The 13,254-nt window shown below is 71.9% G+C and carries 13 protein-coding genes; 6 read left to right on the top strand and 7 right to left on the bottom strand.

Annotation, left to right across the window (positions count from 1 at the left end):
- Positions 1-29 precede the first annotated feature (29 nt).
- The 3 genes from AB0B58_RS17515 to aceA form a co-directional block, all read right to left on the bottom strand.
- Positions 30-1,508: a mannitol dehydrogenase family protein gene (locus AB0B58_RS17515; RefSeq protein WP_360224445.1), complete on the bottom strand. Its 1,479-nt coding sequence runs from the start codon at positions 1,506-1,508 to the stop codon at positions 30-32.
- A gap of 165 nt (positions 1,509-1,673) precedes the next feature.
- A complete protein-coding gene (gene aceB, locus AB0B58_RS17510; protein WP_360224443.1) occupies positions 1,674-3,269 on the bottom strand; it encodes a malate synthase A in 1,596 nt (531 codons plus the stop codon).
- Entirely contained in the window at positions 3,269-4,558 is a 1,290-nt protein-coding gene (gene aceA, locus AB0B58_RS17505; protein WP_360224441.1) for an isocitrate lyase, read from the bottom strand. Before aceA ends, aceB begins: the two co-directional genes overlap by 1 nt.
- 127 nt (positions 4,559-4,685) lie before the next feature.
- Between aceA and AB0B58_RS17500 the strand changes: the two genes are divergently transcribed.
- Positions 4,686-6,137 (top strand): XRE family transcriptional regulator, encoded by a 1,452-nt coding sequence (locus AB0B58_RS17500; protein WP_360224439.1) that lies wholly within the window; start codon positions 4,686-4,688, stop codon positions 6,135-6,137.
- On the opposite strand, the gene AB0B58_RS17495 is transcribed toward AB0B58_RS17500, so the two are convergent.
- On the bottom strand, positions 6,132-6,920 hold the full coding sequence (locus AB0B58_RS17495; RefSeq protein WP_360224437.1) for a methyltransferase domain-containing protein: 789 nt from the start codon (positions 6,918-6,920) through the stop codon (positions 6,132-6,134). The two genes, AB0B58_RS17500 and AB0B58_RS17495, sit on opposite strands and share 6 nt — an antisense overlap.
- Positions 6,921-7,005: 85 nt before the next feature.
- Here AB0B58_RS17495 and AB0B58_RS17490 point away from each other — a divergent pair, with 85 nt between their 5' ends.
- Entirely contained in the window at positions 7,006-7,665 is a 660-nt protein-coding gene (locus tag AB0B58_RS17490; protein WP_360224435.1) for a helix-turn-helix domain-containing protein, read from the top strand.
- On the opposite strand, the gene AB0B58_RS17485 is transcribed toward AB0B58_RS17490, so the two are convergent.
- Positions 7,640-8,515, bottom strand: coding sequence for a polysaccharide deacetylase family protein (locus tag AB0B58_RS17485; RefSeq protein ID WP_360224433.1), 876 nt, complete (start codon positions 8,513-8,515; stop codon positions 7,640-7,642). The two genes, AB0B58_RS17490 and AB0B58_RS17485, sit on opposite strands and share 26 nt — an antisense overlap.
- 232 nt (positions 8,516-8,747) lie before the next feature.
- Between AB0B58_RS17485 and AB0B58_RS17480 the strand changes: the two genes are divergently transcribed.
- The 4 genes from AB0B58_RS17480 to AB0B58_RS17465 all read left to right on the top strand — a co-directional run bounded on the left by AB0B58_RS17480 (position 8,748) and on the right by AB0B58_RS17465 (position 11,216).
- Positions 8,748-9,491, top strand: a complete 744-nt coding sequence (locus AB0B58_RS17480) for a lytic polysaccharide monooxygenase (RefSeq protein ID WP_360224431.1) — start codon at positions 8,748-8,750, stop codon at positions 9,489-9,491.
- 70 nt (positions 9,492-9,561) lie between these two features.
- Positions 9,562-10,098: a DUF305 domain-containing protein gene (locus AB0B58_RS17475; RefSeq protein WP_360224429.1), complete on the top strand. Its 537-nt coding sequence runs from the start codon at positions 9,562-9,564 to the stop codon at positions 10,096-10,098.
- A gap of 54 nt (positions 10,099-10,152) precedes the next feature.
- The gene (locus AB0B58_RS17470; protein ID WP_360224427.1) at positions 10,153-10,665 is read left to right on the top strand and encodes a MarR family winged helix-turn-helix transcriptional regulator; all 513 of its coding nucleotides are present in this window, start codon (positions 10,153-10,155) and stop codon (positions 10,663-10,665) included.
- 17 nt (positions 10,666-10,682) lie between these two features.
- The gene (locus tag AB0B58_RS17465) at positions 10,683-11,216 is read left to right on the top strand and encodes a GNAT family N-acetyltransferase (protein WP_360224425.1); all 534 of its coding nucleotides are present in this window, start codon (positions 10,683-10,685) and stop codon (positions 11,214-11,216) included.
- Positions 11,217-11,245: 29 nt separating this feature from the next.
- Here AB0B58_RS17465 and AB0B58_RS17460 read toward each other — a convergent pair whose 3' ends face one another.
- A complete protein-coding gene (locus AB0B58_RS17460; RefSeq protein WP_360224423.1) occupies positions 11,246-11,884 on the bottom strand; it encodes a response regulator transcription factor in 639 nt (212 codons plus the stop codon).
- Positions 11,881-13,056, bottom strand: a complete 1,176-nt coding sequence (locus AB0B58_RS17455; protein ID WP_360224422.1) for a histidine kinase — start codon at positions 13,054-13,056, stop codon at positions 11,881-11,883. Before AB0B58_RS17455 ends, AB0B58_RS17460 begins: the two co-directional genes overlap by 4 nt.
- Between the last annotated feature and the right edge of the window lie 198 nt (positions 13,057-13,254).

Raw genomic sequence — 13,254 nt, 5'->3', positions numbered from 1 at the left:
GCTGGGCACCCGCCGCCGGGTCGCGGTGGTCAGGCGGCGGTGGACAGGTCCTCGAGGGTGGCCCGCGCACCCCTGGTGTGCAGGGAGGCCAGCACCGAACGGTACGCCGATACGAACCGCTCGTTGTCGACCAGGTCCCCGAAGAGGTCCCGGTCACTGATGAAGGCCAGCGGGTCCTCGCGTGAGCGCCGCGCCCTGTCGACGAGGGTGTCCCGGAGCCGGTCGACCACCTCGATGGGCCGGCCCTGCTCGTCGACGCCCTCGGCGTAGCGGGCCCAGCTCGCCACGACGGCGGTGGCGCGCAGGATCTCGCCGCCGGTGTCGAGGTTGTGCCGGATCACGGGCAGCAGCCACTTCGGGATGCGGTCGGAGCTCTCCGCGCAGAGCCGCGCCACGGTGTCCTTCACCCGGGCGTTGGAGAACCGGTCGATGAGCTGGTGCCGGTACTCGTCCAGGTCGATGCCCGGCACCGGCGCCAGCGTCGGGGTCGCCTCGGTGTACATGTACGCCAGCAGGAAGTCCGCGAACAGCCGGTCCTGTGCGACGTCGTGCACCAGCCGGTAGCCGGCCAGGTAGCCGAAGTAGCACAGCGCCTGGTGGCTGGCGTTGAGCAGGCGCAGCTTCATCAGCTCGTACGGCTCGACGTCGGGGACGACCTGCACCCCCGCGTCCTCGAACGGCGGACGGCCGAGCGGGAACCGGTCCTCGAGCGCCCACTGTGCGAACGGCTCGCAGACCACCGGCCACGCGTCGTCGACGCCGAACCGCCTGCGTACCTCGTCGCGGTCGTCGTCCGTGGTCACCGGGGTGATGCGGTCGACCATGCTGTTGGGGAAGGCGACGTGCTCCTGGACCCAGGCGCCCAGCCCGGGGTCGAGCAGGGTGGCGAAGGCGACGAAGCTGCGGCGGGCGACGTGGCCGTTGCCCTGGATGTTGTCGCAGCTCATGATCGTGAAGGGTGCCAGGCCGCGTTCCCGGCGCCGGGCCAGCGCCGCGGTGATCAGGCCGAACGTGGTCCGTGGCGCGTTGCCGGGGTCCAGGTCGTGCCGCACGCCGGGGTCGTCGGCGAGGAAGTCCCCGGTGACCGCGTTGATGTTGTAGCCGCCCTCGGTGACCGTCAGCGAGACGATCCGCACGGCGGGGGAGGCCATCTTCTCGATCACCGCCTCCGGGTCGTCCGGCGCGAAGAGGTACTCCCTGATCGAGCCGATGACCCGCGGCTCGAGCGTGCCGTCGGGCGCCTTGACGACCAGGGTGTACAGCCCGTCCTGTGCGTCGAGGACCTCCTGCATGCGCCGGTCGGCCGGCATGACACCGACGCCGCAGATCGCCCAGTCCAGCGCCGCGCCCGCGTTCATCAGGCGATCGAGGTACATCGCCTCGTGTGCCCGGTGGAAGCCGCCGACGCCGAAGTGGACGATGCCGGTACGCAGCGCGCCGCGGTCGTAGGCCGGTGTTGGCAGGCCGTCCGGCAGGGACGACAGGTTCTTGGCATTGAGCGGCAACATCGTTGTTTCCTCCCAGCGCTGACGGGTCGGGCGATCCCAGCATTACGTGGGCCCGCGCGTCGGGCACCTCGTACCAAGATCTTTCTCACTGTCCGTCAACACGGGCACACGGCCCGGTGGCAGGAAGCCACCGGGCCGTGCGGAAGGGCCGTACCGGCTACCGGATCAGACCGGCACCGCCGGCGCGAGCTTGCCGCCGGTCATGTGCCGCAGGTACGCGGGCAGCGTGAGGAACTCCGGGCAGGTCCGCTCGGAGAGCAGGACCGTGAGCAGCGTCCGGGCCTGCCCGTAGCGCCGTGCCGAGTCCTCGTCCAGGGCACCCGTCTCGGCCAGCACGTCGAGCTCCTCGCGCAGCATCCGGGTGACCAGGCCGGCCGTGACCGGCACGCCGTAGTCGGTCGGGGTGCCCGTCGAGATCCACTGCCAGAGCTGGGTCCGGCAGATCTCGGCGGTCGCCGCGTCCTCCATCAGGCCGCCGAGCGCCACCGCGCCGCGACCGCCCAGCCAGGCCGCCACGTAGCGCAGCGCCACGCTGACGTTGGTCCGGAGCGCGACCTCGCTGACCGTGACGGCGGTGGACCGCACGTCCAGCAGTTCCTTGGCCGTGACCCGGACGTCGTCGCGCTTGCGCACGATCTGGTTCGGCTCGAAGCCGAGCCACTGGTCGAAGACCTCCTTGCAGGTCTCGACCAGGCCGGGGTGCGCGACCCAGGAGCCGTCGAAGCCGTCGCCGACCTCGCGCCGCTTGTCCTGGCGGACCTGGTTCAGCGCCCGCTTCGCGGCCACCGGGTCGCGGCTCGGCACGACGGCGGCCATGCCGCCGATCGCGTGAGCCCCGCGCCGGTGACAGGTCTTGACCAGCAGTTCCGTGTACGCCCGCATGAACGGTGCCGTCATCGTCACCTGCGAGCGCTCCGGAAGCACCACGTCCGGGCGGTTCTTGATCATGCTGAACAGGTAGTCCCACCGGCCCGCGTTGAGCCCCGCCGAGTGCTCACGCAGCTCGTAGAGGATCTCGTCCATCTCGAAGGCGGCCGTGATCGTCTCGATCAGCACCGTCGCGCGGATCGTGCCGCGGGGGATCCCCAGCAGGTCCTGCGCGAAGACGAAGACGTCGTTCCACAGCCGCGCCTCGAGGTGGCTCTCGAGCTTGGGCAGGTAGAAGTACGGGCCGCTGCCCCGGTCGATCTGCTTCTGCCCACAGTGGAACAGGTACAGCCCGAAGTCGAACAGCGACGCCGAGACCGCCCGCCCGCCGATGCGCACGTGGCACTCCGGCAGGTGCCAGCCGCGCGGCCGCACCATGATGGTCGGCAGGTCGAGTCCGACCTTGTACTCCCGGCCGTCAGGTGCGGTGTAGTCCAGTTTGCCGTCCAGCGCATCGCGCAGGTTGCGCTGACCTGAGACGACATTGTCCCAGGTCGGCGCGGTGGCATCCTCGAAGTCGGCCATCCACACCTTGGCACCGGAGTTCAGCGCGTTGATCGTCATCTTGCGCTCCGGCGGGCCGGTGATCTCCACCCGCCGGTCCGTCAGGTCCTCGGCGGGGGGTGCCACGGACCAGGTGTCGTCGATGCGGATCTGCTTGGTCGACTCGAGGAAATCCAGCTCCGTGGTGCGGACCGTGCGGCGCCGCCGGCGCCGTTCGAGGAGCTGGACCCGTCGCGCGCCGAACTCCCGGTCCAGTGCCACGACGAATTCGATCGCTTCGGGGGTGAGGATGTCGGTGTAGTCGGACGACGCGACGGTGACGGTTTCCATCAGAATTGCTCCGCTTCGGTCGAGCCGGACAGCGCGGTGGTGGAGCTCTCCGGGTTCAGCGCCGTCGAGACGGCGTCGAAGTAGCCGGTGCCGACCTCAGCCTGGTGCTTGGTCGCCGTGTAGCCGTTGGCCTCGGCCGCGAACTCGGCCTCCTGCAACTTGACGTACGCGCTCATGCCGGTCTCGCCGTAGCCCTTGGCCAGCTCGAACATCGAGTGGTTGAGGGCGTGGAAGCCGGCGAGGGTGACGAACTGGAACTTGTAGCCCATCGCGCCGAGCTCCTTCTGGAACCGGGCGATGTCGGCGTCGTCGAGGTTGCGCTTCCAGTTGAACGACGGCGAGCAGTTGTACGCGAGCATCTTGCCCGGGTGCTCCTTGTGCACGGCCTCGGCGAACGACCGGGCGAACTCGAGGTCCGGCTTGCCGGTCTCGCACCAGATCAGGTCGGCGTACTCGGCGTAGGCGACACCGCGGGCGATCGCGGACTCCGGGCCGCTGCGCACCCGGAAGAAGCCCTCGGCCGTGCGCTCGCCGGTCAGGAACGGCTTGTCGCGCTCGTCCACGTCGGTGGTGAGCAGGTCCGCCGCCAGGGCGTCGGTGCGGGCGATGATCAGGCTGGGCACGCCGGCCACGTCCGCGGCGAGGCGGGCGGCGTTCAGCGTGCGGATGTGCTGGGCCGTCGGGATCAGCACCTTGCCGCCGAGGTGGCCGCACTTCTTCTCCGAGGCGAGCTGGTCCTCCCAGTGCACGCCGGCCGCGCCCGCGGCGATCATGGCCTTCATCAGCTCGAACGCGTTCAGCGGGCCGCCGAAGCCGGCCTCCGCGTCGGCGACGATCGGGGCCAGCCAGTCCCGCTCGTTCTTGCCGGCGGCGTTGTCGATCTGGTCGGCGCGCAGCAGCGCGTTGTTGATCCGGCGCACCACCGCCGGCACCGAGTTCGCGGGGTAGAGGCTCTGGTCCGGGTAGGTGTGCCCGGACAGGTTCGCGTCCGCCGCCACCTGCCAGCCGGAGAGGTAGATCGCCTTGAGCCCGGCCCGGACCTGCTGCACGGCCTGGCCGCCGGTCATGGCGCCGAGGGCGTTGATGTAGTCCTCGTTGTGCAGCAGATCCCAGAGCCGGCGGGCGCCCCGCTCGGCGAGGGTGTGCTGCTCCTGGACGGTGCCACGCAGCTTGACGACGTCCTGCGCCGTGTAACTGCGGCGCACGCCCAGCCAACGGGGATCGCCGGCCCACGCCCGAGTGAGGTCCGCGGCGGTACCGCCCCTGACTTCGGTCAGCTGATCAGTCATGTGAATAGCCCTTCGTGCTTTGCTTTGGTGCCTTGGTGGAAGAAGTTCACTGTCACGCAGGGTGCAAGCCCTCCAGAAGGCAGATGTGAGGAGAAGAATCGAGAATCTTCTGCTAGCGTCAAAACCTATGACGGCTTCACCTTCGGACGCCACGGTCGATCTCGTGACACTGGGGCAGCGGCTGCGGCATCAGCGCCGGGCCAAGGGCATGACCCTCGACCAGCTCAGTGCGGCGGTCGGCCGGGCGCCCTCGCAGCTCTCGCTGATCGAGAACGGGAAACGGGAGCCGAAGCTCAGCGTGCTTCAGGCGATCGCGGGCGCTCTGGGCGTACAGATGCAGGATCTGCTGCGACCGGAGGCGCCGAGCCGGCGCGCCGGGCTCGAGATCGAGCTCGCCCACTTCCAGCGGGAACAGGCCTATGCGGCGCTGGGCCTGCCGACGGTCCGCGGCGGGCGGCGGCTGCCGGCCGACGCGCTCGAGTCGCTGATCGGCCTGCACCGCGAGCTGACCCGGCTGCTGACCGAGCAGAGCGCCACCCCGGAGGTGGCCCGCCGGGCCAACCAGCAGCTGCGCGTCGAGATGCGCGAGCGCGACAACTACTTCGAGTACATCGAGCAGGCCGCGGCGAACGTGCTGCAGTCGGTGCGGCACACCACCGGCCCGCTGTCGCAGCGCGGCATCCTCGACATCGCCGCGCAGCTGGGCTTCTCGTTGCACTACGTCAGCGACCTGCCCGGCTCGGCACGCTCGGTGACCGACCTGCGTAACCGCCGGATCTACCTGCCGCAGGTGGCCAGCGGCAAGGGCCACGACCCGCGCGCGGTGGTGCTGCAGACGCTCGGGCACTTCGTGCTCGGCCACAACGACCCGGGCGGCTACCGCGACTTCCTGCGCCAGCGGGTCGAGGTGAACTACTTCGCGGCGGCGCTGCTGATGCCGGAGAAGTTCGCGACCGAGTTCCTGCGCGACGCCAAGGCGGACCGGGCACTCGCCATCGACGACTTCCGCGACGCGTTCGGCGTCTCCTACGAGACGGCGGCGCACCGCTTCACCAACCTGGTGACCCACCACTTCGGCATCCCGGTCCACTTCGCCCGGGTGCACGAGAGCGGCACGGTCTACAAGGCGTACGAGAACGACGACGTCCGCTTCCCGACGGACGTGACCGGGGCGATCGAGGGCCAGCACGTGTGCCGCAAGTGGGCGTCACGCACCGTGTTCGCCGCCGACGACCCGTACTCGTCGTTCTACCAGTTCACCGACACCGGCTCCGGCACGTACTGGTGCACGGTGCACGTGGAGTCGACCCGCTCGGGCGAGTTCTCCGTGACGGTGGGCACGCCGTACGAGCACGCGCGCTGGTTCCGCGGCGGCGACACCACCCGGCGTACCGTCTCGAGCTGCCCGGACCCGAACTGCTGCCGCCGCCCGCCGGCGGAGCTGGTCGAGCGCTGGGGCGGGCAGGCCTGGCCCAGCGCCCGGGTCCACTCGCACCTGCTGGCGGCGCTGCCGCCGGGCACGTTCCCCGGCGTCGACGCGCAGGACGTCTACGAGTTCCTGCAGCGCCGCTCGCTATGACGCGGCCGCCGGGGACGCGGTGATCAGCAGGACCTCGATCGGCGCGGCGACCGCGCCGTCCGGGCCGACGAACCGGGCCATCGCGGTGCGGCACCCGGCCACGACCCGGTCGTGCACCGCCGGGTCGACGCCCGCCGCGATCGGCAGCAGCTCGGCCGTGAGGAAGGTGTCGAGGCAGTCCGTCCGGGTCGCGTCCAGCCACGTCCCGCGCTCCTCGACGCGCAGGCCGGCCGCCGCGAACTCCTCCGGCCGGCCGGCGCCGAAGTAGCCGCCGATCAGCGAAACGGCCTCGGGGCCGGCGTGCCGGGCCACCACCTCGGTCAGCGCCACGTAGCCCGGGCTGGCGGCCAGCCGCCCCGGCACCTGCACCACGACGCGCCCCCGCGGGCCGGCCACCCGGCCCATCTCCCGCAGCGCGGCCACCGGGTCGGCGAGGAACATCAGCGCGGCCTGCGACGCCACCACGTCGAACGAGGCGTCGCGGAAGGGCAGGGCGCCCGCGTCGCCGATCAGCCAGGACAGGTCCGGCCGGAGTCGGCGGGCCACGGCGAGCATCGCCTCGCTGCGGTCCAGCCCGACGACGGTGCCGCCGGGCCCGGCCCGGCCGGCGGCGGTCCGCGCCACGATGCCGGTGCCGCACCCGACATCGAGGAACGACGACCCGGGTACGGGCGCGGCGGCGGACACCAGCCGTCGCGCCCAGCCGGCGAAGAGCGCCGGCACGAACGTCGACTCGTAGAAGTCGGCGGCCTGCGCCGACAGTGCATAGGTCTGTTCGGACATACCGCTACGCAACCACCGTCCGCACGGGGGAGATAGTTCGAAGAACGAACTTCCCCTGCCCGGCCGCGGGGCGCAGGGTGAGGGGATGCGAGGCTACGGGCAGTACTGTCCCCTGGCGCTGGCCGCCGAGGTCTTCGCCGAACGCTGGACGCCGATCATCATCCGGAACCTCTCGCTCGGCTGTACCCACTTCAACGAGATCCTCGACGGGGCGCCGGGGCTGTCGCGCAGCGTGCTGTCCCAGCGGCTGCGCCTGCTCGAGCGGACCGGTGTGGTCGGCCGGGCGCGGGCCGGCAGGTCCACCGCGTACCACCTGACCGTCAGCGGTCAGGAGCTCGCCGGGGTCTGCCTGGCGCTGGGCGCCTGGGGCGCGCGCTGGCGTGAGGTCCGGCCCGAGGACCAGGATCCGTACCTGGCACTGTGGACCATGTCCCGGATGATCGACCCGGCCACGCTGCCGCGTCCGCGGGTGGTGGTCCTCTTCCACGTCACCGGCCACTGCGCGCCGAACCGCTTCTGGCTGGTCCTGACCGCCGCCGGCAACGAGGTCTGCGTCAGGGCGCCGGGCTACCCCGAGGACGGCCAGGTCACCACGGATGTCGCCGGCCTGATCCGCTGGTACGCGGGTGAGGCGACCCTGGCCGCGTTGCGGCGCGGCGGCGGCATGACGGTGCAGGCGCCGGGCTGGCTGGTCCGGGAGCTGGCCGGCTGGGGAACGCTCAGCCCGTACGCCCGGGCCGGCTGAGGGGGCCGCCGGGCCGGTGCGGGATGTAGTCCTCCAGTAGGGCGGGGGTCAGGCCGGCCCGGTGTATCGCGCGCAGGGCGGCCAGGAAGTCCTTCACGAACGCCGGGCGGAAGTGCATCAGGATGATGTCGCCGCGCTTGACCGTGCGCCCCTCCTGGTAGCGGACCTTTCCCCGGTGGACGGTCTCCTTCCACATGAAGGCCGCGTCGATTCCGCAGTCGTGCGCGGCGCGCAGCGTGGTGGCGTCCCGGGCGCCGAACGGCGGCCGGAACAGCACCGGCCGCCGTCCGTACCGGTCGCCCAGCCGGTCGGCCGAGCCGCAGATCTCGCGGCGCTGGAACGCGTACGGCCGGCCCCGCAGCTCGGTGTGGGTGATCGTGTGCGCCTCGATCACCGCGCCGTGCTGCTGCAGCCGGGCGAAGTACGGCTCGTCGTCGCGGATCGCGTCGGTGGTGAGGAAGAGGGTGACCGGGACGCGCGCGGCCGCGAGCAGCTTCGGCGCCTCGGGTGACCGGACGAAGCCGTCGTCGATGGTGAGGAACGCGACCGGCTGGTCGGTCGGTATCCGCGACAGGTACGGCACGCTCCCGGATTTCGGCAGCGTGATGGGCCGCGGCGGCGGGGCCGGCGGGAAGACCGGGATGTCGGAGAGGGCCCAGCCGACCGGCGGCGGCGACGGAGGCGCGGGCGGGACCGCGGGAGCCGGGCCCCGGCTCGCCGCCGGGCTCGAAGAGGCGGCCGGCTTCGGCGGCGCGGCCGCCTGCGTCCCGTGCCGGCCGGTGGAACAGGCGGCGGCCGGCAGCACGGCGAGAGCGGCGATCAGGGCGAGGGCTCGGCGGGTCAAGATCACGCTGGCAAGCTAGCAACGCCCTCAAAGCGCGCAGCGCAGGCAAATCGGTACGGAACGCGATCACGGCTGGTAAGGCATCGAAAATCTTCGTTAGCTCTATTTACTGTTAACAAGCTTTAACTTATGTTGAACGAACAGCCAACGGAGCTTTCCCATCGGGTGATGTCTATGCCCGCGGCAGGCCGGGAGCCCCCACCCCGGCCTGCCGGCCCCCCATGAAGAGGAGCGCTTCATGAGACGAAGACTCACCCTGCCGATGCTGACCGTGGCCACGGTCGGCGCCTCGTTGTTCATCGCCGTGTCACCCGCCTCGGCGCACGGCTACATCTCCTCACCCCCCAGCCGCCAGGCCAACTGCGCCAGCGGCGCGGTGGCCAACTGCGGCGACATCATCTACGAGCCGCAGAGCGTCGAGGCGCCCAAGGGCTCGACGCAGTGCAACGGCGGAGGCAGCCGCTTCGCCGTGCTCAACGACAACAGCAGGAACTGGCCCGCCGCGTCGGTCGGCCAGTCGGTGACGTTCAACTGGGTGCTCACCGCCCGGCACGCCACCAGCACCTGGGAGTACTTCATCGGCGGCACCAGGCTGGCGGTGTTCAACGACGGCGGCGCGCAGCCCGGCGCCACCAAGTCGCACACGGTCGGCATGGGTGGCTTCAGCGGCCGGCAGACCCTGCTGGCCAGGTGGAACATCGCGGACACCGCCATGGCGTTCTACTCCTGCGTGGACCTGAACATCGGCGGTGGCGGCGGCAACCCGCCGCCGACCACCCCGCCGACGAACCCGCCCACCAACCCCCCGACGACGTCGCCCACGACGCCGCCGCCGGCCGGTGGCACCTGGCGGGCCGGCACCGCGTACGCGGTCGGCAACGTCGTCACCTACGGCGGCGCCTCGTACAGCTGCCGGCAGGCGCACACCGCGCTGGCCGGCTGGGAGCCGCCGAACGTTCCGGCCCTCTGGGCCCGGATCTGACACGCACCATCGGACGGGTCCACCGCCGCCGGCGTGGACCCGTCCGGCTTTCCGCACCGGGAGGTTCTTCGTGCGCCGCCTCTTCGCCGCCGTGCTGCTGCTCGTCGCCCTGGCGGGCTGCTCCGCCGAGGCGGACCCGCCGCCCGCCTTCAACTCCACCGACGTGATGTTCCTGCAGATGAGCCTCGACTACATCGGACAGGGCGACCCGGTGGTGGCGCTGGCCGAGCGGCGCGCCGGCGACCCGCGGGTGCGGGCCCTGGCGATCGAGCTGCGGGGCCAGTGGCAGGGCGAGTCCGCGACGATGCGGCGCTGGCTGGACGGCTGGCAGCAGTCGCCGTCGGCGGATCCCGCGGCGGGTGCCCACGCGGGCCACGGCGACCTGCACTCCCTGCGGCCCGCCGACCTCGCCGAGCTGGAGGCCGCCAAGGGCGCCGACTTCGACCGTACGGCGGTCAGCCTGCTCCTCGGGCACCTGCACAACTGCGTCGAGGTGACCAGGATGGAGGCGACCGGCGGGCGGTACCCGCCCGCGAAGGCGCTCGCCGAGACGATGACGAGGCAGCGCCAGCAGCAGATCCAGCGGATGCTCGCACTTGCGGCGTAATCCTTTTCAGCATCCGTCCACCCCTGCTTGAAGCTTCAATTTCGCAGTACGATGATGCGCGTGAGCGTCGAATCCGCCGGATCGCCCCGCTGGCTGAGCGCGGGCGAGCTGCACGCCTGGCTGCCCATCGGCGGCCTGCTCCTCAAGCTGCCGGCCGCCCTGGACGCGCAGACGCTGCGCGATTCCGGCCTGAGCCACTTCGAGTACCTCGTGCTCGCGAGCCTCTCCGAGGCGCCGGAACGCACCCGCCGGATGAGCGAGCTCGCCGCCCTGGCGAACGGCTCGCTGTCCCGGCTCTCGCATGTGGTGAAGCGCCTCGAGAAGCGGGGCTGGATCGAGCGCAAGGCCTGCCCGTCGGACGGCCGCTACACCAACGCGGTGCTCACCGCGGACGGCTGGGAGAAGGTCGTGGCCAGCGCGCCCGGGCACGTCGCGGCGGTCCGTGCGCTGATCCTCGACGCCCTGTCGCCCGCGGAGATCGAGCAGTTCGGCGAGATGGCCCGGCGGATCCTCGACCGCCTCGACCGCCTCGACCCCGGAGACGCCCGCACCGCGTTCCCGGGCTGACCGATATCGTCACCGGCATGGCTGAGCTGATCGCGCCCACCGCCCGCCTGCACCGCGCCTGGCTGGAGTCCCGGGACGAGTGGGGGCACGGCGTGCACCAGGACGGTGCCGGCCTGCGCGCCGACGACGAGGTCGACACCCCGGAGGCCTTCGCCGCCTGGGTGCGCCGCCTGCTGGGCGAGTCGGACCCGGCGATCCCGCTACCCGAGGGCCGGGTGCACTGCACCTACTGGTGGATCGTCGAGGACGACGAACTGCTGGGCGCGATCGCGCTGCGCCACGAGCTCAACGACTTCCTCCTGCGCGCCGGCGGTCACATCGGCTACGGCGTACGCCCGTCGGCCCGCCGCCGCGGCCTGGCCACGCTCGCGCTGCGCGAGGTCCTGTCCCATGCCCGCAAGCTCGGCCTGGACCGGGTCCTGATCACCTGCAACGTGGACAACGAGGCCTCGCGCCGCACGATCGAGCGCAACGGCGGCGTACTGGAGGACATCCGCGACACCGAGATCGGCCGGCTGCGCCGCTACTGGGTCGACCTGTCCGGCGACTGACCGCCCCGCGGGCGCGGTACTCGCCGGCGTCAGCCGACCAGGCGGCGCTCCCAGGCCCAGGCGGCGATCTCCACCCGGTTTCGGGCGCCCAGCTTGGTCTGGACGCTGCCCAGGTGCGTCTTGACCGTGCCGACCGAGATGAACAGCCGGGTGGCGATCTCCGCGTTCGTCAGGCCGCGGGCCGCCAGCTTCACCACGTCCAGCTCGCGCGGCGAGAGCCCGCCGTCGTCCCCGGCCGGTGCCGGCGGCGACAGGTGCTCCAGCAGCCGTACGGTGATCGACGGGCTGATCAGCGCGTCTCCCGACACCGCGGCGCGCACCGCCTCCACGAGCAGCGCCGGGCCCGAGTCCTTCAGCAGGAAGCCGGCCGCGCCGTTGCGCAGCGCCTGGTGCACGTACTCGTCGAGGTCGAAGGTCGTCACCACGACCACCTTGATGGGGTCCGCGACGCCCGGCCCGGCGAGCAGCCGCAGGGCCTCGAGGCCGTCCATCCGGGGCATCCGGATGTCGAAGAGCGCCACGTCCGGCCTCAGCTTCCGGGCCATCGCCACCGCCTCGACGCCGTCGGCGGCCTCGCCGACCAGCTCCATGTCGGGCTGCGCGCCGATGATCATGCCGAAGCCGGTACGCACCATCGCCTGGTCGTCGGCGATCATCACGCGGATCACCGCGCCACCTCCTGGTCGAGCGGCAGGGCCGCGTCGACCACCCAGCCTCCGTCGATGCCCGGCCCGGCGGAGATGCGCCCGCCGACCGCGCGGACCCGTTCCGTCAGGCCCACGAGACCGTACCCCGGCGCCTCCCGCGGCGCGGCGGCGCGCGGCACCGCGCCGTCGTTCGCCACCCGGACCAGCAGCCAGTCGGGGGTGCGGCGCACCCAGACGTCCGCGACGCGCGCACCCTGCGCGTGCCGGCGGATGTTCGTCAGCGCCTCCATCACCACCCGGTACGCCGACGTGGACACCTCCACCGGGATGCCGGTCGTGCTCCCGTCCACGTGCAGCCGGGCGAGCACCCCGCCCGAGTTGCCGAACTGTTCGAGCAGCGGCCCGAGCTCGTCGACGCCGGCCAGCGGCGCGAGCGGGGCGTCGGGCTGGGCGTTCGGGTCGCGCAGCACGCCGACCATCCGGCGCATCGACGCCATCGTCTCGGCGCCGGCCGCCTCGATCTGCTCCAGGGCGAGCATCACCCGCTTCGGGTCCTGCTCGGCGATGAACCGGGCGCCCTGCGCCTGCACGACGATGCCGGTCACGTGGTGGGCGATGAAGTCGTGCAGGTCGCGGGCGAACTCGGCGCGCTGCTCGGCCCGTACCGAATCCATCGCCCGCTGCCGGGTCGAATCGATCGTGCGCAGGTAGACGGCGAGGGCGATGACCGCGGTCGCGGCCAGGCCCAGGGCCAGGCCGGCGATGACGTAGTCGGCCGTCAGGCCGCCGCGCAGCGGCAGGAAGCCGATCGCCATGCCGATGAGCAGCACGGCACCGACCGCCCACTGGGCGTCGCCGCGGCGGGTGACGACGAACATGACGCCGAGCAGGCCGACCGCCTCGGCCATGCCGAAGCTGCCCCCGGTGCCGCCCGCGCCCCCCGCGACCGCGATCGTCAGCAGCAGGGAGAACCCGGCGAGCAGCATTGCCACTTTCGGCAGACGCTTCGATCCCTGCCGGTGCCGGGGCAGCCAGACCACGGCGGTCGCCACGGCGCTGAGGATCATCAGCGGCGCCAGGATGAGGAAGCCGCCGCTGGTCACGCTGCTCAGGTCGGCCAGGCCGAGAACGGCCATCAGCACCAGGGCGGCGACCTGGCCGGCGCGGAGCAGCAGGTTCTTTTGCGTCAACATCGTGACCCAGCGTAACCGCTGGTAAACGCCCCTCCATCGGCCGAAAGTCAGACCCGGGCCCGGCGGTCAGCCCTGCTGCGGGCCGATGTGCGGGCCGGTCCTCCGCCATCAGGATTCTCCCAGTTTCGCCGATCCCGGCATCCTCGCCGACCCGCCCCCGGAGGCACCCGATGAGAACGCAGTCCCCGGCCACCGCGC

The sequence above is a fragment of the Actinoplanes sp. NPDC049118 genome, assembly GCF_040648555.1.
GTDB lineage: Bacteria > Actinomycetota > Actinomycetes > Mycobacteriales > Micromonosporaceae > Actinoplanes.
The sequence above is the reverse complement of the archived record's forward strand: the minus strand, read 5'-3'. Positions and strand labels throughout refer to the sequence as shown.